This is a genomic window from Kitasatospora sp. NPDC059088, assembly GCF_042738155.1.
Lineage (GTDB): Bacteria > Actinomycetota > Actinomycetes > Streptomycetales > Streptomycetaceae > Kitasatospora.
Genome location: NZ_JBHYGR010000154.1, coordinates 1 through 21356, shown reverse-complemented (window position 1 = coordinate 21356; position 21356 = coordinate 1). Strand labels below are relative to the sequence as shown.

General features: G+C 70.1%; 19 protein-coding genes and 1 riboswitch. Of the genes, 11 read left to right on the top strand and 8 right to left on the bottom strand.

Annotated features, from left to right (window positions below; genetic code table 11):
* The first annotated feature begins 103 nt into the window (after window positions 1–103).
* From ACFWXO_RS39435 to ACFWXO_RS39425, 3 genes are all read left to right on the top strand, one after another.
* The gene (locus ACFWXO_RS39435; RefSeq protein WP_380530552.1) at window positions 104–382 is read left to right on the top strand and encodes a hypothetical protein; all 279 of its coding nucleotides are present in this window, start codon (window positions 104–106) and stop codon (window positions 380–382) included.
* Complete coding sequence (locus ACFWXO_RS39430) at window positions 379–558, top strand: hypothetical protein (protein WP_380530551.1); 180 nt, start codon at window positions 379–381, stop codon at window positions 556–558. Before ACFWXO_RS39435 ends, ACFWXO_RS39430 begins: the two co-directional genes overlap by 4 nt.
* A 145-nt stretch (window positions 559–703) precedes the next feature.
* Window positions 704–979, top strand: coding sequence for a hypothetical protein (locus ACFWXO_RS39425; RefSeq protein WP_380530548.1), 276 nt, complete (start codon window positions 704–706; stop codon window positions 977–979).
* Window positions 980–1287: 308 nt separating this feature from the next.
* Here the strand turns inward: ACFWXO_RS39425 and ACFWXO_RS39420 are convergent, their stop codons facing one another.
* The 6 genes from ACFWXO_RS39420 to ACFWXO_RS39395 form a co-directional block, all read right to left on the bottom strand.
* Window positions 1288–1518, bottom strand: a complete 231-nt coding sequence (locus tag ACFWXO_RS39420) for a hypothetical protein (RefSeq protein WP_380530555.1) — start codon at window positions 1516–1518, stop codon at window positions 1288–1290.
* Window positions 1515–2003, bottom strand: coding sequence for a tyrosine protein phosphatase (locus ACFWXO_RS39415; protein WP_380530545.1), 489 nt, complete (start codon window positions 2001–2003; stop codon window positions 1515–1517). Before ACFWXO_RS39415 ends, ACFWXO_RS39420 begins: the two co-directional genes overlap by 4 nt.
* A gap of 195 nt (window positions 2004–2198) precedes the next feature.
* On the bottom strand, window positions 2199–2660 hold the full coding sequence (locus ACFWXO_RS39410; RefSeq protein ID WP_380530542.1) for a hypothetical protein: 462 nt from the start codon (window positions 2658–2660) through the stop codon (window positions 2199–2201).
* 661 nt (window positions 2661–3321) lie between these two features.
* Entirely contained in the window at window positions 3322–5016 is a 1695-nt protein-coding gene (locus ACFWXO_RS39405; RefSeq protein WP_380530539.1) for a trypsin-like serine protease, read from the bottom strand.
* A gap of 401 nt (window positions 5017–5417) precedes the next feature.
* Window positions 5418–7184, bottom strand: coding sequence for a trypsin-like serine protease (locus tag ACFWXO_RS39400; RefSeq protein ID WP_380530536.1), 1767 nt, complete (start codon window positions 7182–7184; stop codon window positions 5418–5420).
* Between the two features lie 61 nt (window positions 7185–7245).
* A complete protein-coding gene (locus ACFWXO_RS39395; RefSeq protein WP_380530533.1) occupies window positions 7246–7644 on the bottom strand; it encodes a hypothetical protein in 399 nt (132 codons plus the stop codon).
* A gap of 613 nt (window positions 7645–8257) precedes the next feature.
* Here ACFWXO_RS39395 and ACFWXO_RS39390 point away from each other — a divergent pair.
* The 3 genes from ACFWXO_RS39390 (at window position 8258) to otsB (ending at window position 13510) form a co-directional block, all read left to right on the top strand.
* The gene (locus ACFWXO_RS39390) at window positions 8258–11725 is read left to right on the top strand and encodes a hypothetical protein (protein WP_380530530.1); all 3468 of its coding nucleotides are present in this window, start codon (window positions 8258–8260) and stop codon (window positions 11723–11725) included.
* Window positions 11722–12219, top strand: coding sequence for a DUF2247 family protein (locus tag ACFWXO_RS39385; protein WP_380530527.1), 498 nt, complete (start codon window positions 11722–11724; stop codon window positions 12217–12219). Before ACFWXO_RS39390 ends, ACFWXO_RS39385 begins: the two co-directional genes overlap by 4 nt.
* Window positions 12220–12670: 451 nt before the next feature.
* Window positions 12671–13510 (top strand): trehalose-phosphatase, encoded by an 840-nt coding sequence (gene otsB, locus ACFWXO_RS39380; RefSeq protein ID WP_375888702.1) that lies wholly within the window; start codon window positions 12671–12673, stop codon window positions 13508–13510.
* On the opposite strand, the gene ACFWXO_RS39375 is transcribed toward otsB, so the two are convergent.
* On the bottom strand, window positions 13497–14972 hold the full coding sequence (locus tag ACFWXO_RS39375; protein ID WP_380530523.1) for a trehalose-6-phosphate synthase: 1476 nt from the start codon (window positions 14970–14972) through the stop codon (window positions 13497–13499). The genes otsB and ACFWXO_RS39375 overlap by 14 nt on opposite strands.
* Window positions 14973–15010: 38 nt before the next feature.
* On the bottom strand, window positions 15011–16015 hold the full coding sequence (locus ACFWXO_RS39370; protein WP_380530520.1) for a glucosyl-3-phosphoglycerate synthase: 1005 nt from the start codon (window positions 16013–16015) through the stop codon (window positions 15011–15013).
* A 149-nt stretch (window positions 16016–16164) separates the two neighbouring features.
* Window positions 16165–16300: riboswitch (SAM riboswitch) on the top strand.
* Between the two features lie 17 nt (window positions 16301–16317).
* Between ACFWXO_RS39370 and thrC the strand changes: the two genes are divergently transcribed.
* The 5 genes from thrC to ACFWXO_RS39345 all read left to right on the top strand — a co-directional run bounded on the left by thrC (window position 16318) and on the right by ACFWXO_RS39345 (window position 21264).
* Window positions 16318–17598, top strand: a complete 1281-nt coding sequence (gene thrC / locus ACFWXO_RS39365) for a threonine synthase (protein WP_380530517.1) — start codon at window positions 16318–16320, stop codon at window positions 17596–17598.
* A gap of 27 nt (window positions 17599–17625) precedes the next feature.
* A complete protein-coding gene (locus ACFWXO_RS39360) occupies window positions 17626–17904 on the top strand; it encodes a MoaD/ThiS family protein (RefSeq protein ID WP_375888691.1) in 279 nt (92 codons plus the stop codon).
* Window positions 17905–18562: 658 nt separating this feature from the next.
* Window positions 18563–18766: a cold-shock protein gene (locus ACFWXO_RS39355; RefSeq protein WP_030289665.1), complete on the top strand. Its 204-nt coding sequence runs from the start codon at window positions 18563–18565 to the stop codon at window positions 18764–18766.
* A gap of 356 nt (window positions 18767–19122) precedes the next feature.
* Complete coding sequence (groL, locus tag ACFWXO_RS39350) at window positions 19123–20745, top strand: chaperonin GroEL (RefSeq protein WP_375888688.1); 1623 nt, start codon at window positions 19123–19125, stop codon at window positions 20743–20745.
* A gap of 162 nt (window positions 20746–20907) precedes the next feature.
* Window positions 20908–21264 (top strand): hypothetical protein, encoded by a 357-nt coding sequence (locus tag ACFWXO_RS39345; RefSeq protein WP_380530512.1) that lies wholly within the window; start codon window positions 20908–20910, stop codon window positions 21262–21264.
* Window positions 21265–21356 lie beyond the last annotated feature (92 nt).

Sequence of the window (21356 nt, the reverse complement as noted above, 5' to 3'; positions counted from 1 at the left end):
CTACGACAAGCGGGCCTACGTCTTCCATGGCACGGTCACCGTCGCAGCGATCCGCCTCTGGCTCCGACCATGATCCGCCGGACAGAACCTAGTCGAGCTGCCGTTGGACCTCGTCCCGGCCGGCACCACGACGGTCCGAATCTGGCGGGACGACGGCCGCACCCGGGCCCAGCGTGCTGCGGACCGGTACGAGGTCGAGGAGCTGCCGCTGAGCCCGCGGGGCGGTCGCTCATGGGCGGTCCGGGACTCCTCGACCGGCGCACTGGTGGCGGACGACGAGGGCACGGTCCGTGCGTACTCCACCCCGAGCGGCGCCGACGGCTGGCGGCGGTCGCAGGTCTACCTGGCCGGGTACCGGCAGATGCCGGGGGTAACCCGATGAGTGCCGCCAGACGCCCGGTTCCGCCGGTCATCACCATCGGCCACTGCCCGCGCTGCTACGCGTATGTCCGTGGGCGGCTGATTCAGACGGTCGACGAGCGACGCGAGCTGGTCGACCACGATGACTGCCCAGGGGAGCCGCCGCGCGGGGTCCGGGCGCGCACCTACAACGGCTGATCTTCCGTCAACGAGGCGACGCACACTGCCGTTCCGGCCGTCAGGGGAAGGCGGCCGGAACGGGCCCACCAAGGAGCGGGAATCGTCCCCGGGCATCTGCCGTCGGGGCCACGATGGTGACCCCCAGCAGCACGAGGAGAACGCCATGAGGGATCGGACCCCGCAGGACCCCAACAGTCCGTGGACCGCGCGACGACACGACACTCGCAGGCCCAAGCCGGCCATGCGACCGAACCCCGACCGGCTGGCCAAGCTGTTGGTCGGCGGGGAGATCGAGGAGGACCCCATGACGCCCCAGAAGAGTCCGAGTGGCGACGGCAACAACGGGATCGGCGGGCCGCCCCCGCCAGCGCCCGGTCCGGCCAACCCGCCGCCGCCGACCGGGAACCCCAATCCGCCCGCCGACCCGCCGAAGAAGTAGGGCGCGGGCGTCCCTGGTCGGCCGCCCGCTCCTCCCCGCACCCGCGGGGGTCAGCCGCCGATGTAGGCGCCGACCGGCGGCAAGCTCGCCTCCTCCCCGCACTCGCGGGGGTCAGCCGTCACCCACGGGCCGCCTCCTCTTCGAGGTACCTCCTCCCCGCACGAACGGGGGTCAGCCGCTGCTTCACATGCTGAGCTTCCCCACGCACGTGGGGGTCAGTCTCCTGACCCACCCGGACACCCTGCCGGATGGTGAGAGGCTAAAGCTGAAGTCCGTCCTCGCGCCGCATTGCCCTGAACTGGACGCCCTCACCGGCCACACCATGCTCCGGGAAGATGCTCACCCAACTCGAAGGCGAACGGTTCCCGCAGTGGATCGACGCGGTCCGCGCCGACCTGCCCAGCCTCCATGCCTTCGCAAACGGCCTTGAACGGGACCTCGCCGCCGTCACCGCTGGCCTGACCCTGCTCTGGAGTTCGGGCGCTGTCGAAGGCCGCGTCAACCGGATCATTCTGTGGAATCAGATTTGTCAACATCATGCGTATTTGAGTAGTTCCACCGTCCATCCTCGTTGCTCGGCGGTGTCCGGGACGGCGAGCCCGCGAGCATGTTCGATCTGGTTCCAAGCGACGTCGGGATCGACGCCGTTGAGTATGAGGAGTGCGGCCGCGAGGAGAGATGAGCGTCCGATGCCGGCCCGGCAGTGAGTGACGACGTGTGCGCCTTCGTGCAACTGCTCGGCGAGTTTGCGCAGGGTGGGCAGGATCGTGGTGAGGTCGGGGACGGTGCGGTCCTGGATGGGTATCGGGATGAACTGCAGCCCGGCTGCCTCAGCTGTCCGGGGCTCGCCCGCGAGGCCGAGTTCGCCGAGTTCGGGTTCAGTGAGCGCGCAGACCAGGACATCGACGCCGCAGTCCTTCAGCGCGGTCATCTCGTCTTCGAGCCAGTCATTGCCGCGGGGTCTGGCCATGGTGCTCAGTAGTCCCGGGCCCGGGAGGTCGACGGTGAAGAGTGCGGGTCGCATGTCAGCAGCACTTTCGGTCGGGGGAGTCGGTTGGTGATCGGACAGTCAGTGGCAGGGGTGGACGAGGTTCGGCGCGGAGCTCGTCCGGGGTCGGGCCGACTGGGACGGCCACCTCGGCAAGGCGCTCGAGAAGGCAGCCGCGGGCGTTCTGGCCGTCGTCGACGGCGACGCGTTCCTCTTTGGTGAGCGGAATGCTCACGAGCATGCGCTGCAAGTCGGCCTTGGCTTCGACAAGATGAGCTTTCGTCGATTCCATGGACGTGTAGAGATCACAGCGGGCGCAGGCCATCCGGTACCGGCGCTGTTCGAAGAACGAGTAGGAGCAGAGCCGTGACCGAGATCGTAGTACTGCCATGGTTCGCCGGTGGTTGGGGCCCCGGAGGTGATGGCGTCGCAGTCGAGAGGGACTTCAGCCGTGCGGGCGTTGCGGGCGGAGTAACCGGCCTCGGCGAATGCCTCCGTGAGGATGCTAAACGTGATCGTCGCGTAGTACTGAATGGATTGCGGTGAGCGGCGTCCGAGCCAGAGCTGCAGCTCGAACAGCGTCATCGGCTCCTTGACGTTGTAGAGCCGGCTGGCGATGGTGGACCGGGCCCAGCAACTGGTGATGGTCCCGCGGACATCGCCGGCAGGGACGCCAGCCTTGCGGCAGAGCACCGGGATGATCGTGTTGTTGATGTAACCCGCGAAGACGCGGCCTGCCCGGACGGCGAACAGCGGGTGGACGACCCCACCGGGTCGCCCCGGCTCCGCAGCTTGCTTGAGCCGCGCGCAGCGATATGCACCAACATCCTCCGATCGGATCAGGTCCCCGTGATCTGTACGAGGACGGGCTCGGAGACCGGGAACACGTGCGGGGCGATGTCCGCCACAGGGCGCGTCGTCGGACGGCCGGGAAGTCCCTTGAGGAGATCCCGCGGGCTCTGCAGCGGGCCCGGAGTACGAGTGTGCCGCCGACCTGCAGGCCGATATGGCAGCACGTCAGCAACCACACCTCCGAGGCCCGGGGCGCGTACCCACCGTGTGCAGCCACAACTGGCCGCCCCGGCCACTGCCGGTGAGGCCGCCGGGACCACCGAGGGTGCAGGGTCGTCGGCGGTGTCGGCAGAGTCGCCGGCGTGGCCGCGGATCGATGCCCACCTCGAAGTCGGCGTGACCCTCTGAGCTGTCAAGCTGCGGGTTCTCAACGCGCTGGCGACGGAACGGCATCTATTGCCTGTTCCGTCGCCGGCGTGTGGACCGCGGTATCTGATGATCGGCGGGCTTCAGGCGGGTGGGAGTGGCCTGGGGCGCGGCGCGGTCGACTGGCTGATCGGGGTCAGCCGGTGGTGGCGAAGGTCCAGCCGGGCATGGTTTCCCAGGTGAGCCACTTGTTGTCGCGGTAGGTGGCGCGGGACATGGTGCCGTTGGTGCCGGTGGCGAAGAGTTCGAGGGTGTTGGTGTAGGCGTTGTAGGTGGCGGAGGGGGTGCCGGAGAACTTCCAGTCGCTGATGGTGCTCCAGCCGCTCCACTTCTTGGTGTCGGGGGCCCAGTAGGCGTGGCCGAGTTGGCCGTTGGTGCGGACGGCGAAGAGTTCGACGGCGTTAGCGGCGGGGTTGTAGACGGTGGTGGGGGTGCCGTTGAACTGCCAGTCGCTCATGGTGGTGACGTCGTTCCAGCGGGAGCCGTTGAGGCTGTAGCTGTGGGCCATGGTGCCGTTCGTGGTGGTGACGAAGACCTCGGCGCTGTCGTTGGCGGGGTTCACGACGGCGGTGGGGCTGCCGGTGACGGCGGGGCCGCTGATGACGCCCCAGTCGCTCCAGGACTTCGTCTTGTTGTCCCAGTAGCGGTGGCCGAGTTCGTTGCGGCTGGTGGTGTCGAAGAGCTCGACGGCGTCGGCGGCCGCGTTGTAGACGGCGGTGGGGGTGCCGTTGAACTGCCAGTCGCCGTGGGGGCGGACGTCGTCCCAGGGCTTGCCGTTGTCGCTGTAGGAGTGGGCCATGTAGCCGTCGGCGGTCAGGGCGAACACCTCCGCGGTCCGGTTCGAGGGGTTGAACACGGCGACGGGGTTGGCCTTGAGGTTGGAGATGCCGGGCAGGGCGGCCCAGCCCATCCACTTCTTGGCGTCCGGGTCCCAGTGGTTGCGGCAGAGCTTGCCGTCCTTGCCGACGGCGAAGAGCTCGAGGGTCTTGGTGGCGGGGTTGTAGACGGTGGAGGGGATGCCGGTGAACTGCCACCTCTCCAGGGTCGACCAGCCGCTCCAATCCTGGTTCTCGGTCTTGGAGTTGTAGGCGAGGACCCCGTCGGTGCCCAGGGCGAAGATGTAGGCCGTCCTGGTGTCCGGGTTGTACACGGAGTTCACGACGGCGGAGGAGTAGTCGACCTTGACGCCCCATGCGGACACGGTCTGCTGGATCCATCCGGCGATGTCGTCGACGCGGGTGCCGTAGGCCCCGGTGCGGGTCTCGGTCTCGCCGAGGCAGCCGCCCTGCCAGGAACGCGAGGCCACCGCGACGAGCTCGGTCTTGCCGTTGGCCTCGCGGATGGTGGGGGCGCCGGTGTCGCCCTTGCAGACCGCGGCACCCCCGGTGCCGGTGATACCGATCCCGCCCGCACTCACCGTGTCCAGAGTGAAGGTGGCGGTGTGGGGCTTGTCCGGCACCCACTCGTCCTTGGTCCGCCCGTAGCCGTTCACCCGCACGCTCTGCCCGATGGCGGGTGCGGTGGTGGCGACGGGCAGCGGGGCGATGCCCGTGACGGGGACGGCCAAGCGGGCCATGACGAGGTCACGGTCCTGACGGGGCGCCAGCTCGACTACATCGACGCTCTTGCCCGCGATGGTCGCGGTGGTCTTCCACTTCGGCGCCCCAGCGGCCAGCGCCTGGGGCTGGGCGGGGTCGTCGGCGAAGCACGACGCGGCGGTGAGCACCCAGTACCGGTCCACGAGAGCACCGGTACAGGCCCGCACGTTGTCGCCGATCGCGAGCCTGGCGGTGTAGGCGTAGGTACCGTCGGCCGCCGAGGCTCCGGCCACGGCACCCGCCGGAGCGGTGAAGAGAGTGGTCAGCGCGCCAGTGACCGCGGCAACGGCAAGCAGGTTCGTTCGCCGGGAACGGGACGAAGGCTGGTGGGGCATTGCTAGGGATTCCCGTCAGATGAAGAGGATTGAAAAGGCGGGCCAAGCGATGACGCGCAGCTCGATGAGGATGGTCGGGGCCCAGTAGCCCCGGCCCTCGCCACCGCACCCTTCGCGTCCGCAGCCGGGGCGGCCAGCGGCCCGGCACCGAGTTGGACCGGCGAGGCGGCGAAGCAGCGGGAGTAGGACCGCTCCTGGGGCGGGGCGGGCGAGTTCGCCTGGCCCCTGTTCTGGAGACCGTCTCCGATGGCGTCCTTGCCCGCCGGGTCACGGGCGGGCAAGGACGGGTTTCGAGGTTGTTACGGGAGCTTGGTCCAGGGGCTCCAAGCGGAGGTGCCGGTGGTGTACCAGGCGTGGTAGACCTGCTGGTCGTCTCCGACGGCGATGGTCTCGACGGTGTTCTTGTCGGCGTGGTAGAGCGTGGTGGGAACGGTGGCGAACTTGCCGGGGGCCACAGGCGCGACGGGGGTCCAGGAACTCCAGCCGGTGGAGCCGGTGGTGTACCAGGCGTGCTTGATCTGCCGGTTGTCGTCGAGTGCGACGACCTCGATGGTGTTCTTGTCGGCCTGGTAGACGCTGCTGAGCGCGGTGAAGGTGCCGGCGGCGATGGGCTGGAAGTTGCTCCAGGTCCAGGTCGCATCGCTGTACCAGGCGTGCTTGATCTGCCGGTTGTCGTCGAGTGCGACGACCTCGATGGTCTTCTTGTCGGCCTGGTAGACGCTGGTGAGCGCGATGTACCGGCCGGGGGCCAGGAGCCGCCACGGGGTCCAGCCGGTGGCGCCGGTGGTGTAGTAGGACTGGTAGATCTGCCCGTCGTCGCCGATGGCATAGATCTGGCTGGTACGGCGGTCGCCGACGTACTGGGCGTTCAGCGTGGTGAACTTGCCGGGCGCTACCAGGCTCCAGCCGCTCCAGGAGGTCTCGCCGGTGGTGTACCACGCGTGCTTGATCTGCTGGTCGTCACCGAGCGCGATGACCTCGATGGTGTTCTTGTCGGCGTGGTAGACGGCCTGCAGGGGGCCGATGACCTTGCCGGGGGTGAGGAGCTGCCAGTCGGCCCAGGTGCTCGAGCCGGGGGTGTGCCAGGAGTGGTAGACCTGCTGGTCGGTGCCGATCGCGAAGACCTCGGTGGTGTTCTTGTCCGCGTGGTAGACGGCAGTGGGGCCGCTGACGAACTCACGGGGGGCCAGGAGCTGCCACGGACTCCAGCCCGTGCTGCCGGACTTGAAGGACGACCCGTAGATCTGCCGGTCACTTCTGAGCTGGAAGACCTCGGAGGTCTGGGCCGCCGGCTCGTAGACCGTGGCCGTGCGGTTGTCCGGCGTCAGGGTGAGAACCTGCTGGATCCAGTCGGCCATGTCGTCGACGCGGGTGCCGTAGGCCCCGGTGCGGGTCTCGGTCTCGCCGAGGCAGCCGCCCTGCCAGGAACGCGAGGCCACTGCGACGAGCTCGGCCCGTCCGTTCGTCTCGCGGACAGCGGGGGCGCCGGTGTCGCCCTTGCAGACCGCGGCACCCCCGGTGCCGGTGATACCGATCCCGCCCGCACTCACCGTGTCCAGAGTGAAGGTGGCGGTGTGGGGCTTGTCCGGCACCCACTCGTCCTTGGTCCGCCCGTAGCCGTTCACCCGCACGCTCTGCCCGATGGCGGGTGCGGTGGTGGCGACGGGCAGCGGGGCGATGCCCGTGACGGGGACGGCCAAGCGGGCCATGACGAGGTCACGGTCCTGACGGGGCGCCAGCTCGACTACATCGACGCTCTTGCCCGCGATGGTCGCGGTGGTCTTCCACTTCGGCGCCCCAGCGGCCAGCGCCTGGGGCTGGGCGGGGTCGTCGGCGAAGCACGACGCGGCGGTGAGCACCCAGTACCGGTCCACGAGAGCACCGGTACAGGCCCGCACGTTGTCGCCGATCGCGAGCCTGACGGTGAAGGCGGAGGAGCCGTCGGCCGTCGGGGCGCCGGCCACGGCACCCGCCGGGGTCGCGGAGAACGTGGCGAGAGTACCTGTGGTGAGGGCGGTGGCCAGAAGCGCAGCCTTCCAGGAGGTGCGCGTGGTGGTGCCAGACAAGACTTCGGTCCTTGGGAGATCGCGGGAGGAACGAGACGAGTGCGCGGGACGGCTGTGCCGGTCAGCCGGTGACGCGCAGTTCGACGAGGACGGAGCGCTTGCCGCCGGGCAGGCTCTCACCGACGGGCTCGTTCGACTTGGGTGCGACGTCGACCTTCTTTTCCTGGCCTGCGGCGACGAGGCGGGCGGTGACGGCACGGTCTTCGGTCTGGATGCCGAAGACGTCGGGGACCTCCATGGAGAGGTAGCCGATTCTGCCGGTGACGGCGAAACAGAAGCCGTAGTTGTCCCGGCGGGTCTCGACGAAGATCTCGTTCGAGGCCTGGCAGTCCTTCGGGACGCTGAAGCCCGGCCCCTCCTTCAGGCGGATGTGCCCGTCGCCCTGCTTGAGAGAGATCTTCCGGTCCCTGAGGATGCGATCGGCACCGGGGTGCTGGAAGTCCTCGACGGCGGAAGGCATGGAGCCGTCTGCTGCGACAGTGCCGACAGGACCCTGCGGGGCCGCCTGAGCAGTAGTGAGAGAGGCGAAGCCGATGCCAGCGGCCAGGACGCCAACGGCGCCCACCAGAACGGCCTTCGGGGATCGGGATATCAGCATGCTTCGGGCCTTCCGGTCCTGATGTGGCGCCTGGGCGATGGCCCAGGGCGCCAGATTGTGCGATGACTTAGTAAAGCATGCGTAAGATACCAGCAATCACTCGCCAAAGACTTCATTCAAGTCGCGCAGTAGAGGCCTTCTCGCAAGCGCTGACGGCCTACCTGACTGGCCGACCCATGATCGATGCAGCACCCTGACCTGCATGTTTGTCCGGCGGAACGGACCTATCTGGGCATCGAACGGTGAGTTCGTATAGCAACACCCCCCCTGAGAGGAACGGATTGTGAAACAGCCCTCGCGCTCCCCCGGAGCGCCGGGACACGTCGAAGGGAGTCGGCGGATACCGCAGTTGCGCCGTGCGTGGGCCCTCCTGCTGCCAGCGGCGCTCACGGCTGGCCTGCTCGGCTCCGCACCCGCATTCGCAACGGGCTCTACCCCTGAACCGGCCCTTGCCGTCCTAACGGCCCGGGCCCAGGTGGTCGGCTTCTGGAACATTGGCGGTCCTGGAGTAAAGGCCGCCGCTGAGACCGCGCTGACCGGTTCGGACGAGGACGTAGAGCGCTTCCTCGGAACCGACAAGGCCCATGCGCAGTACCAGGACGACCGCGTCGACGCGTACCGGATGATCGCCCTCGGCGGAGCTGGTGTGCGCGAAGCCACCACCAAGGCTCTGAGGGGCTCACCGGAGGACCTGCGCGCGTTCCTCAACGACGGCTGGAAAGCCCCGCTGGATCAGGACCGACGGGTCGCTGCCTACCAACTCATCGCCACCGGCGGCGTGAGCGTCAAGGAACAGGCCGTCGAAGCCCTCAAGGGCACCCCCGAGGACCTGAAGAAGTACCTCGAGAAGAGCCAGTACGAAGCCCAGGAGACTGACAACCGCGTTCGGGTCTGGCAGCTCCTCGCCGCCGGCGGCCCGGCAACGAAGGAGGCCGCCAAAGTCGTCCTGCGCGGCGGTACGCCGACCGACGTGGTGGAGTTCCTGGAGGTGGGTCAGTTCGTGGCCCGTGCCCGGGACCAAGAACGCGCCACCATCTCGCAACTCGCCGACCAGGCCGAACTCGCCGGCGCCCAGGCCGAGGCCGCGAAGAACTCCGCCAAGGACGCGTCGGCGCGAGCAGTCGACGAATCCCAGCAGGCCAGGAAGAACGCGGAGGACGCGGCCAAGGAGACCGAAGCGGCAGGCAAGGACCTGACGCGCGCCACCGAAGCCGCAGGCAAGGCAGCGGATGCCGCTCAAGGCGCCGCGGCCGCTTCCCAGGAGGCCGTCTCCGCCGCTGGAGCCGCCAACCGGGCCTCCCGCATCGCCACCAACGCCGCCGCCCAGGCCGCCAGCGCCGCGACCGGTGCCGCGCTGGCCGCATCCAATGCCCGAAGGGCGGCAGGCGCCGCCGGCGCGGACGCGGGCAAGGCCGCCGAGGCCCGCCAACGCGCCGAGGAGGCACGGGACGCCGCCAGGGAGGCAAAGCGCGCGGCGCAGGCAGCCGACCGCGCCGGCGCGGCCTCCGACGCCGCCGCCGAGGCATCGGGCGCCGCCAAGAGCGCCGGCGGCAACGCCAAGGCTGCCGCCGACTCCGCAGAGAAGGCCTCTCGCCTGGCGAAGGCCGCCGGTTCCGGATCCAGCCGTGCGCAGAGCGCGGCCGAGCAGGCCCGCCGCCACGCCACTGAGGCAGACCGGGCGGCGAGCGCCTCCGCGGCACTGGCCCGCCAGTCCGCCGCGGCCGCCTACCAGGCTCGTGACGCCGCCAACTCCGCCGCCACCCATGCCGAGAACGCCGCCACCGCTGCGGACAATGCCGCCCAGCACGCAGGCCAGTCCGCTGAAGCAGCAGTCGAGTCCACCCGCCAGGCCGAGGAGGCCAGGAAGGCCGCGAACACCGCGAGCGAGGCGGTCAAGTCCGCTGGCGGTGTCTACGAGCTCGCCCGCAAGACCGAAGCCGAGGAACTCTCCGCCCGCACCGCAGCCGCCGTCGAATCCGCCCGCGACCTGAAGAGCGACGACGACGAGGACACCGCCGGCATCGGCAGCGTGCTCGCCGGCCTGCAGGCACAGGATCAGGAGGCGGCCGCCCTGACGGCCGAGGCCAACCGGCCCGACGCAGACCCGAAGGCTCTCGCCGCCAAGGGCCGCAAGGCTGCACTTGCGGCAATGAAGACAGGCGGCCCCTGGAGCCAGGAAGCCGCCGCCAACGCCCTCTCCAGCGGCGACGAAACCGTCCTCGACTGGCTACGCACCGGCCGTGGCAAGGCCGAGCAGGAAGACCTGCGGCAGAGCGTGGTCGAGATCGCCCAGGACAGCCCCGACGAGGCCGTGCGAACCGCCGCCACACAGGCACTGAAGGGCGACGCCGACCAGGTCAAGGCGTTCTACACAACCGGCCAGTTCGAGGCCGCGGGCACCGACAACCGCGCCCGGGTCTACCAGGTGATCGCCACCGGCGGCACCAGCGTCAAGGAGGCCGCCCAGAAGGCCCTGCGCGACGGATCACCCAAGGCCGTTGCCGCCTTCCTGATGACCGGTCAGCACACGGCCCGCCGGATCGACGAACGCGCCGACGCCTACCAGCTGATCGCGACCGGCGGCCCGGAGGTCCAGGCCACGGCCAGGATCGCGCTGGCCGGCACACCCGAGCTGGTCCACGACTTCCTGACGACCGGCCAGTACGTGGCCGACCGAAAGGACCAGCTCGCCACCACCCACGCTGCGCAGATGCGCCGCATGATCGCCGAGGCGTCCCAGACCGCGGCAAAGGCGCAGCAGGACGCCTGGGAGGCCACCGAGGCTGCGGCCGTGGCCAACAATGCGTCGGCAGAGGCTGACAACGCCCGTAAACAGGCCCGTGACGCTGCCGACCAGGCCGGCCGGTTCGCCGAGAACGCGAAGACCTCCGCCAAGGACGCCGAGGCCTCCGCATCCCGCGCCACCTCCTCCGCCACCACCGCCCGCACTGCGTCCCAGGCCGCCGCGCGCGACGCCGGCAAGGCCGCGGCCTCCGCCGCACGTGCCCGGGCCTCCGCAAACCAGGCGCGCTGGTCCGCCGACTCGGCCCGTGAGGCCGCGACCGATGCCCGCGCGTCCTCGATCGCCGCAGGCAAGGACGCTACGCGGGCCGGACAGGCCGAGGCCGAGGCCTGGGGCATCGTCGCGGAGAAGCAACGCCAGGAGCGTCCCGAAGCACTGAAGGCGGAGCAACCTGGCATCGACGCCGACGCCAAGCAGGTCGAGGAGGAGTTCAAGAAGGAACTCGAAGCGCAGATCGGGAACGCCGCGCGGGAGCAGGGGATGGAGGCTGAGCGGAACGGAAAGATTATCGGCTGTACCAAGATGCCCAACCTCTCCGCGTGCTCGCCGAAGAAAAAGGGAATCTGGGGGTACGCCCCGCTGGACGACATGACCGAGATGGGAAGGGTCGCCGAACCCTACCTGACGGCGGTCACCCGAATCACCAAGACCGTCCTGGGCGTGGACACCGCAGAGGAATGCATCAAGCAGAAGAGTGTCAGTGCCTGCGCGGAACTCGCCATCGGTGCATTCCCTGCCGGTAGGTTCGCGCAAATCGCCAAGAAGGCTAAGACCATTGAGGAGGTTGCCAAGGTAACAAGCTCCACGATCAAGTGTGTCGGAAAGAGCCGCTGCCTGCCCTCATTGGAGGAAGCACGGCGCGCGGTTGAGAACCTGCCGCGATGGGGCTCCGGGACGAAACGTGACACGCTGCATCGCGCGCCCGACCTGGTGGTCGCCGATATTCCTACCAAGGGCAAGATTTTCACGATCACCGGAGGCGACGGAAAGCAGCGCGTTCTCATCCAGATGCCCGGTGAGGTGAACGGTAACGCAGGCCGCTTCGAGTGGCTCGTTGAAGACCAGCACGGAACCCAGGTAGTATCTCACCAGGTGTTTGTCAAGGGCGGAACGATCAACGGAATCCCAAATAAGCCATGAGTGACCTTCTGAAGTTCAAGATTCCAGCGGATTTCATCGAACCGCGTGTCCATCTCAGCCTGGCGGAACTCGCGCATGGGTACCGCGAAGGATGGATTGGCGCGGATGGCGTCATCGATCTGTGTGTGCAACGCCTCAGCATCGGCTCTGTGTCACAGGCAGAGGAGGAACTTGCACTCCTTCTGTCCGACGAGGCCGATCAGGTTGAAGGGATTCTCGAAGGCGTCGATGCAGACCGCACTTCCGACGACATGTGGAAAGTGTGGCGATACTTGGCGCTTGCCTGGGCCTACGAGAATCGTGAGAGTCTGGGTGACGCACTGGGATTGGTTGAAATGCTCTACGCGGACTTCAACTACCCTTCGGAAATGGACGGCTTCATTCGTTACATGCCGGCACAGCCGGGGCAGAGGACAGGCATCGATGCCCTGATTTCTCGATGGGAGGAATTCGTTCGTAGCGAGAGCGAGTTCTACCGAAGCCGCGATCGGTGATCCGAAGCCGATTGAGGCCCTGGCTCTCGTGAACGGCCCAAGGCTCAGGCCAGAGACGTTCCGACGGCCTGCTATGCCGTGAGAGCGCACGTCGTGGCGCGGTAGGCCTCCGGCTCACGTCGCCACATTTCGAAGCGCCGGCGGGGGGGGCGTGGGGGGGCGGGGGTGTCGGGGGGGGGGGGTTTTGGTCCGGGGGCGGTTCCGGGGGTGGGCGCTCCGGGGGCTGGGTGATTTTCCGACCGCCGACCCTCATCGAGGGGGGGTTGAGACCGTTGGCGGTCTGAAAATCACCCGCAACGCCCCTCTCCGCACCCACCCCCTCCACCGCCCCCTCCCGCAGCGCGTCCCTCTCGCCTCGGTCGGGTGGGGAGGTGGGTGGGGGGTGGGTGTTGGTGGGGGCGCGGGTGTTGGTGGGTGGGTGCGTCCTTGGGGGCGGGGTATGGGTGTCGGTATGGGTCTTGACGAGATGGTGGTGCCGGCGACCGAGGCCGGGCGGGACGGGTTGCGGGCGGTGCTGGCGGCGCCCGGTGAGGCGGTGGTCGCCCTGGACTTCGACGGGACGTTGGCGCCGATCGTGGCGGATCCCTCGCGGGCGCGGGCGCATCCGGGCGTGGTGGGGGCGTTGCGGGGGTTGGCGGCGGTGGTGGGGGCCGTCGTGGTCGTGACCGGGCGGCCGGCGGGGTTGGCGGCGGAGTACGGGGGGTTCGCCGGGGTGCCGGGGCTGGTGGTGCTGGGGCACTACGGGGCCGAGCGGTGGGAGGCGGGTGAGCTCTCGGCGCCGGAGGTGCATCCGGGGGTCGCGGGGGTGCGGGGCGCGTTGCCGGGGGTGTTGGAGCGGGTGGGGGCGCCCGAGGGGACGTGGGTGGAGGACAAGGGGCGCTCGGTGGCGGTGCACACGCGGCGTACGGCGGAGCCGGAGCGGGCACTGGAGTCGTTGCGCGGACCGGTGGGGGAGTTGGCGGCCGAGTACGGGCTGGTGGTGGAGCCCGGGCGGCTGGTGCTGGAGTTGCGGCCGCCGGGGGTGGACAAGGGGGCGGCGCTGACCGGGTTCCTGCGCGAGCGCGGGGCGCGGGCGGTGCTGTACGCGGGGGACGACCTGGGGGACGTGGCGGCGTTCCGGGCGGTGGAGGAGTTGCGGGGGCAGGGGCTGGCCGGGCTGTTGGTGTGTGCCGGCGCGGTGGGGGACGCGCCGGTGCGGGAGCTCGCCGACCTGGCGGACGTGGTGGTCGACGGGCCCGACGGGGTGGTGGAGCTGTTGGGGGCGTTGGGGGAGGCCCTCAGAGGGCGTTGAGCTGGTTGAGCTGGTCGAGGAACCACTGCTGCGGGGGGAGCGCGGTGGCCGCGGCGGCCAGGCGCTTGGTGCGGTCGGCGCGTTCCCCGGGGCTCATGGTGAGGCCGGTGTGCAGGGCCTCGGCGGTGGCGATGACGTCGTACGGGTTGACGGTGAGGGCGTCGTCGCCGAGTTCGGCGTGGGCGCCGGCCTCGCGGGACAGGACGAGGGCGCAGCCGTGGTCGGAGACCACCGGGACCTCCTTGGCGACCAGGTTCATGCCGTCCCGGATCGGGTTGACGAGGGCCACGTCGGCGAGGCGGTAGGCGGCGAGGCTGCGCGGGAAGTCGTCGTTGACGTGCAGGATCAGGGGCTGCCAGGCGGGGGTGGCGAACTCGGCGTTGATGGCGGTCGCGAGGCGTTCGACGGCGGCGGTGTAGTCGCGGTACTCGGCGAGGTCGGTCCGGGACGGGTAGGCGAAGGCGATGTGGACCACCCGGTCGTGCCACTCGGGGCGGGTGCGGAGCAGGTGCCGGTAGGCCTGGAGGCCGCGGACGATGTTCTTGCTCAGCTCGGTGCGGTCGACCCGGACGATGGTGCGGCGGTCGCCGACGGCGGCCCGGAGGGCGGCGAGGCGTTCGTCGACGTCGGGGCGGTGGGCGCGTTCGCGCAGGAAGTCGGTGTCGGCGCCGAGGGCGTGCACGCCCAGGTGGGTGGTGCGGCCCTCGTGGGTGACGGTGAGGGCGGCCGGGTCGAAGGCGGCGCCGAGCAGGTCCTCGCAGCAGGCGGCGAAGGCGCGGGCCCAGCGTTCGGTGAGGAAGCCGGCCCGGTCGGCGCCGAGGATGCCGGTCAGGACGGCCCGGGCGACGTCGTCGGGGAGCAGCCGGTAGTACTCGGGCGGCGCCCACGGGGTGTGGGAGAAGTGGCCGATCCGCAGGTCGGGGCGGGCTTCGCGGAGCAGCGCCGGGGTGAGGGAGAGGTGGTAGTCCTGGACCAGGACGGCGGCTCCCGGGGCGGCCTCGGCGGCGAGGGCGTCGGCGAAGGCGGCGTTGTACGCCTGGTAGGCGGCCCACTCGGTGCGGAAGCCGGCGTCGAAGGAGGGCGCGGTGGGGGTCGCGTAGAGCAGGTGGTGGACGAACCAGAGGGTGGAGTTGGCGACGCCGTTGTAGGCGCGGGCGAAGGTCTCCGGGTCGATGTCGAGCATCCGTACGGCCTGTCCGCCGACCTCGTGCCCGGCGAGGTCGAGGCGGCCGGCGGGGGCCTCCCGGGCGGCTCTGCGGTCGGCGTCGCTCAGCGCGGCGCAGACCCAGACGGCGGTGGGGTCGTCGATCGCGGACAGGCCGGAGACCAGGCCCCCGCCGCCGCGGCGCAGGGTCAGCGTGCCGTCGTCGGCGGTGCCGAAGGACACCGGTCCCCGGTTGGAGGCCACCAGGACGGGGGCGGTTCCGGTCGCACTCGAACGTTCGGTCGTGAGATCGCCCATGGTTGGGATGTTGCCGGGGGGTCGGGGCGGCAAACCCGTCAGCGGCGGGTGGCGTATTCCGGGACGGTGTGCATCGGGGGGCGTTCCAGGGCCGTCACGGGGTGGGTGTGGGCGGTGAAGGCGCGGGTGTGGGGGTCGCGGGTGAACTGGGTGAGGTGGGGGTGGACGAGGTCGGCGGAGGCCTTGAGGCGGTGGGAGCGGTCGAGGCGTTCCAGGGCGGTGCGGTAGATGGTGGCGGCCATCCGGCCGAGGGCCTGGCCGTCCTGGTGGCGGTGGTGCCGCACGCCGACGTCGACCTGGGCCAGCGCGTCGAGGCCGACCTGGTCCAGGGCGTCGACCAGGAGGCCGAGTTCGACGCCGTAGCCGGTGGGGAAGGGCAGCCGTTCGAGCAGTGAGCGGCGGGCCGCGTACTCGCCGCCGAGGGGCTGGACGAAGCCGGCGAGTTCCGGCCAGTGGAGGTTGAGCAGGGGGCGGGCGACGAGTTCGGTGACCCGGCCGCCGCCGGCCGGGACGATCGCGCCGCTTTCGGTCTCGAGCGGGCGGTCGTACATGGCCTTGACCAGGTGGATGTCGGGGTCGGTGAGCAGCGGGCCGACGATGCCGGAGACGAAGGCCGGGTCGAACTCGCGCAGGTCGGCGTCGATGAAGCAGACGATGTCGCCGTGGGTGACCAGCAGGGAGCGCCAGAGCACCTCGCCCTTGCCGGGGACGGCGGGCAGCCGGGGGAGGATCCGGTCGCGGTGTTCCACCCGGGCGCCGGCCTCGGCGGCGACGGCGGCGGTGGCGTCGGTGGAGCCGGAGTCGACCACGACGAGTTCGTCGACGAGCGGGATCCGGTCCATGAGCTCGCGCCGGACGGTGCGGACGATGTCGCCGACGGTGGCCTCCTCGTCGAGGGCGGGGAGGACGACGCTGACCGTCCGGCCGGTACGCCGTTTGGCGGCGAGGAGGGCGTCGACCGGCCGCTCGGCCGCGCTCCACGAGCGGCGGCGGAGCCAGGACGCCGCCTGTGGGAGGAGGGCGTGGGTCGGTTCGGCGGGCACGGTGACTCTCCTCGGCGGGATCGGGTGGGACGGGTCATCTCGCTTGGCGGACGGTCCCGTTCAGGGTTGGCGCCTTCGGATACAGTCTTCGTACAGCGGTCGGACCTTTGCACGCCGGGGTCGCCGCTGCGCACCACCACAATTTCACAAGCTCATCCAGAGGGACTGAGGGAACGGCCCGTTGACGTCCCGGCAACCTTCTCGCTCGGCTGTCGTTGACAGGCCCCGGCGGGACAGGTGCCAATTCCGGCCTGTGGCGCGACCGCGCCGCGGGGAAGATGAGGAGAGAGGCCTCCGCCATCATGGCTATCGACATCGCCGCACCTGTTTCCGTCGACCTCGGCCCCGCCGCCGCCCTGTCCTGTCGGGAGTGCGGAACCCGCTTCCCGCTCGGCCCCAGCTTCGCCTGTGTGGAGTGCTTCGGGCCGCTGGAGATCGCCTACGAGTTCGGCGGCGAGCGCGCCGAGGAGCTGCGCAGGCGGATCGAGTCCGGCCCCGCGTCCATCTGGCGGTACGCGCCGCTGCTGCCGGTGCCGGCCGACGTCGCCTCGAAGCCCAACCTGAACCCCGGCTGGACCCCGCTGGTGAAGGCGGACAACCTGGGCCGGGAGCTCGGGTTCACCGCGCAGCTGCACGTCAAGGACGACTCGGGCAACCCGACGCACTCGTTCAAGGACCGGGTGGTGGCCTGCGCGATCGAGGCGGCCCGGGCGTTCGGCTACACCACGCTGTCCTGCTCGTCGACCGGCAACCTGGCCGGTGCGGTGGGTGCGGCGGCGGCCCGGGCCGGGTTCCGCTCCTGCGTGTTCATCCCGCACGACCTGGAGCAGGGCAAGGTCGTGATGGCCGGGGTGTACGGCGGTGAGCTGGTCGGCATCGAGGGCAACTACGACGACGTGAACCGGTTCTGCTCGGAGCTGATCGGGGACCCGGCCGGCGAGGGCTGGGGCTTCGTCAACGTCAATCTGCGGCCGTACTACGGCGAGGGCTCCAAGACGCTGGCGTACGAGATCTGCGAGCAGCTCGGCTGGCGGCTGCCGGAGCAGATCGTCATCCCGATCGCCTCGGGCTCGCAGCTGACGAAGATCGACAAGGGTCTGCAGGAGCTGATCAAGCTGGGCCTGGTGGAGGACCGGCCGTACCGGATCTTCGGCGCCCAGGCGGAGGGCTGCTCGCCGGTGTCGGCGGCGTTCAAGGCCGGCCGGGACGTGATCAGGCCGGTGAAGCCGGACACCATCGCCAAGTCGCTGGCGATCGGCAACCCGGCGGACGGCCCGTACGTGCTGGACATCGCCCGCCGGACCGGCGGCGCGGTGGAGGACGTCACGGACGCGGAGGTGGTGGCGGCGATCCGGCTGCTGGCCCGGACCGAGGGGATCTTCGCGGAGACCGCGGGCGGGGTGACCGTCGGTGTGCTGAAGAAGCTCGTGGAGACCGGTCAGCTGGACCCGTCCAAGGAGACCGTCGCGATCAACACCGGGGACGGCCTGAAGACGCTGGACGCCGTCTCCGAGGCGGGCATGACCGCCGTCATCCGCCCGACGCTGGACTCCTTCCACGCCGCCGGCCTCGCGTCCGTCTGATCCACCCCCCACCCCGCTAGGAGAGTCATGAGCGCCAACGTCCGCATCCCCACCATCCTGCGCACCTACACCGGCGGTGCGGCCGAGGTGCCCGCCGAGGGGGCCACCCTGGGCGAGGTCATCGCCGACCTGGAGCGCAACCACGCGGGCATCGCGGCCCGGATCCTGGACGACACCGGCAAGCTGCGCCGCTTCGTCAACGTGTACGTGAACGACGACGACGTGCGGTTCGCCGAGGGCCTGGCGACCGGGATCGCGGACGGTGCGAGCGTTTCGATCATTCCGGCGGTGGCCGGCGGCTGCTGAGCCGTTCCCGCTTCCCGGCCGTGGGGCCGGGGCGGGTTAACCCCGCACGACCGCCCGCCGCGCGGCCGGCCTGAGTGGGGGGGTATTTTTGTTGGGAGGGGGGGGTGGCCGCGTTGCGCGCGGGGCCGGCGCGCGCGTTTCTCGTGCGCGGCGCGCGGGCGGCGGCGGACGGCCGTCGGCATTTCGGTGGGAATATTTTCGGTCCGAGTCGGAGTAGAGTGTGGCTCTGCTGGGAACAGGGCTTCCCCTTCCGGCGGTGGGTGCTTCGCCGGAGCCCGTCCGGGCGCTGAGACCGGCCCGGGGCCCGGGCGGTGAAACATGTCAGGCAGATGTCAGAATTCCTGCAGGCATTTGAGTAATTCGTCCGCTATGTCCGGCGCTAATTGCCGATTTCCTCCCGGTTTGTTCGCTCTTGTCTCTCGACGGGGCTGCGGAATTCCCGGCGGCGGACCCTGTTGCAGAGGGCGTCGATCCGGATACATTCAGCGGCGGTCGACGTAATCAACCGCTCACGGAAGCCGTCCGGCGCCCCCGTGCGGAGGATTGCGGCGTGCACGGCTGCGTCCAGGGGGGGTTCCCCGGGCCGGCCTTCAAACCAGACCCGGGCCCGCGACCTGCTGGCCCGTGAAGGGCCAGCACAGCACTAGGGGAGTTCGGAATGGCTCAGGGCACCGTCAAGTGGTTCAACGCGGAGAAGGGCTACGGCTTCATCGCGGTCGACGGTGGTGCGGACGTCTTCGTCCACTACAGCGCGATCCAGATGGACGGCTACCGCACCCTCGAGGAGGGCCAGCGGGTCGAGTTCGAGATCTCCCAGGGACAGAAGGGCCCGCAGGCGGACATGGTCCGCGCGGCGGTCTGACCTCTTCCGGAACCCAGGAGCTCGGCGCGGCCCACGGCTGGTGACCACTCGCTTCTCGACGGGCCCGTACGACACGCGTCGTACGGGCCCGTTCGCGTTCCCGCGCCGGGCCGTCCGGGGTGCCGGGCGGGGGCGGGCGGAGGTGGGCGGCGGCTCGCGGGTCGGCCGTGGGGCTTGCACTCGACCACCCGGAGTGCTAATCATTGGCGTTAGCACTCACAGTGTGAGAGTGACAGCGGACCGGGTCGGTGAGGCCCCCGGGAGCGGCAGGGGAATGGACCTCCGCACACCAGGGCCGTCCGTCGCGGGCACCCCTTGGTCCGAGCAGTCGACCGTGTCCCGGAGGACCACTTCTGATGGCCAAGATCATCGCCTTTGATGAGGAAGCTCGCCGCGGCCTTGAGCGTGGCATGAACCAGCTCGCCGACGCGGTGAAGGTCACGCTCGGCCCCAAGGGCCGCAACGTCGTGCTGGAGAAGAAGTGGGGCGCCCCCACGATCACCAACGACGGTGTCTCCATCGCCAAGGAGATCGAGCTCGAGGACCCCTACGAGAAGATCGGCGCGGAGCTCGTCAAGGAGGTCGCCAAGAAGACGGACGACGTCGCGGGTGACGGCACCACCACCGCCACCGTGCTCGCCCAGGCCCTGGTTCGCGAGGGTCTGCGCAACGTCGCCGCCGGCGCCAACCCGATGGCCCTCAAGCGCGGTATCGAGAAGGCCGTCGCCGCCGTCTCGGACCAGCTGCTGGCCCAGGCCAAGGACGTGGAGACCAAGGAGCAGATCGCCTCCACCGCCTCCATCTCCGCCGCTGACACCCAGATCGGCGAGCTCATCGCCGAGGCCATGGACAAGGTCGGCAAGGAAGGCGTCATCACCGTCGAGGAGAGCAACACCTTCGGTCTGGAGCTCGAGCTCACCGAGGGCATGCGCTTCGACAAGGGCTACATCTCCGCCTACTTCGCCACCGACCTGGAGCGCATGGAGGCGACGTTCGAGGACCCGTACATCCTCATCGCCAACTCCAAGATCGGCTCGGTCAAGGACCTGCTCCCGCTGCTGGAGAAGGTCATGCAGAGCGGCAAGCCGCTCGTCATCATCGCCGAGGACGTCGAGGGCGAGGCCCTGTCGACCCTGGTCGTGAACAAGATCCGCGGCACCTTCAAGTCCGTCGCCGTCAAGGCCCCGGGCTTCGGCGACCGCCGCAAGGCCATGCTCGGCGACATCGCCATCCTCACCGGTGGCACCGTGATCTCCGAGGAGGTCGGCCTCAAGCTGGAGAACGCCGGCATCGACCTGCTGGGCACCGCCCGCAAGGTGGTCATCACCAAGGACGAGACCACCATCGTCGACGGTGGCGGCGACAGCGACCAGGTCGCCGGCCGCGTGAACCAGATCCGCGCCGAGATCGAGAACAGCGACTCGGACTACGACCGCGAGAAGCTCCAGGAGCGCCTCGCCAAGCTGGCCGGCGGCGTGGCCGTCATCAAGGCCGGCGCGGCCACCGAGGTGGAGCTCAAGGAGCGCAAGCACCGCATCGAGGACGCCGTCCGCAACGCCAAGGCCGCCGTCGAGGAGGGCATCGTCGCCGGTGGTGGCGTCGCGCTGCTGCAGGCCGGTGTCGCCTTCGACAAGCTGGAGCTGGAGGGCGACGAGGCCACCGGTGCCAACATCGTCAAGGTCGCGCTGGAGGCCCCGATCAAGCAGATCGCGACCAACGCCGGCCTGGAGGGTGGCGTCGTGGTGGAGAAGGTGCGCAACCTCCCCGCCGGTCACGGCCTGAACGCCGCCACCAACGAGTACGTCGACCTGGTCGCCGCGGGCATCATCGACCCGGCCAAGGTCACCCGCTCCGCGCTGCAGAACGCCGCCTCCATCGCGGCGCTGTTCCTCACCACCGAGGCCGTCATCGCCGACAAGCCGGAGAAGGCCGCCGCGGCCGCCGGCGGCGGCATGCCGGGCGGTGACATGGACTTCTGATCCTGATCGGACTCCGATCGGATCGGCTGATCCTCGTCCGCGTGGGCGGTTCCCTTCGGGGGGCCGCCCCCGCGGCGTTTCCGCCCCGGGGCGTTCCGGCTCCGGGGAGTTCCGGCCCCGGACCCGTTTTGAAGCCACGGGCGGGCCGCGGAGAATGGACGGATGGCTTCCGACGACATCGAGACCGCCCTGCACAACGCCCGGGCCCGGATCCTGGCCGACCTCACCGCGCGGGACGTGGCGGACGCCGCCGTCGTCTCGCTGGTGGAACAGGCCGTCACCCACCGCCGCTGGTGGCTGGAGCAGTGGCCGGACGGCACCGAGTACGTGCTCGGGCTGGTCGCCCAGGACGTCCAGGACGCGCTGCTGGAGGCGTACGGCCGGTGGCCGCTGTGCACCGGCTGCGCGGCCGACGGGGACCCGCACGCGCTGAGCGTGGAGCCCGAGCTGGGGCCGGAGCCGCACTGGGTGTGCGGCAAGCAGGGGGCCGTGGTGGCGCCGGTGGGGGAGCTGGGTTAGGGCCTGTCCGGCGGATCTTGGCAGATCAGCGCGCGGCGTTGGGCGCCCGGCTGGGCGTGCGCCCGAGTCGGCCTCGTACTGGACGTACTTGG

Bases quoted from the DNA above. Each gene is read 5' to 3' on its own strand.
- ACFWXO_RS39345 (WP_380530512.1), top strand. From the start codon at position 20,908: ATGGCTTCCGACGACATCGAGACCGCCCTGCACAACGCCCGGGCCCGG.
- ACFWXO_RS39385 (WP_380530527.1), top strand. From the start codon at position 11,722: ATGAGTGACCTTCTGAAGTTCAAGATTCCAGCGGATTTCATCGAACCG.
- ACFWXO_RS39415 (WP_380530545.1), bottom strand. From the start codon at position 2,003: ATGCGACCCGCACTCTTCACCGTCGACCTCCCGGGCCCGGGACTACTG.
- ACFWXO_RS39360 (WP_375888691.1), top strand. From the start codon at position 17,626: ATGAGCGCCAACGTCCGCATCCCCACCATCCTGCGCACCTACACCGGC.
- ACFWXO_RS39430 (WP_380530551.1), top strand. From the start codon at position 379: ATGAGTGCCGCCAGACGCCCGGTTCCGCCGGTCATCACCATCGGCCAC.
- ACFWXO_RS39395 (WP_380530533.1), bottom strand. From the start codon at position 7,644: ATGCCTTCCGCCGTCGAGGACTTCCAGCACCCCGGTGCCGATCGCATC.
- groL (WP_375888688.1), top strand. From the start codon at position 19,123: ATGGCCAAGATCATCGCCTTTGATGAGGAAGCTCGCCGCGGCCTTGAG.
- ACFWXO_RS39425 (WP_380530548.1), top strand. From the start codon at position 704: ATGAGGGATCGGACCCCGCAGGACCCCAACAGTCCGTGGACCGCGCGA.
- ACFWXO_RS39420 (WP_380530555.1), bottom strand. From the start codon at position 1,518: ATGATGTTGACAAATCTGATTCCACAGAATGATCCGGTTGACGCGGCC.
- ACFWXO_RS39375 (WP_380530523.1), bottom strand. From the start codon at position 14,972: ATGGGCGATCTCACGACCGAACGTTCGAGTGCGACCGGAACCGCCCCC.
- otsB (WP_375888702.1), top strand. From the start codon at position 12,671: ATGGGTCTTGACGAGATGGTGGTGCCGGCGACCGAGGCCGGGCGGGAC.
- ACFWXO_RS39355 (WP_030289665.1), top strand. From the start codon at position 18,563: ATGGCTCAGGGCACCGTCAAGTGGTTCAACGCGGAGAAGGGCTACGGC.
- thrC (WP_380530517.1), top strand. From the start codon at position 16,318: ATGGCTATCGACATCGCCGCACCTGTTTCCGTCGACCTCGGCCCCGCC.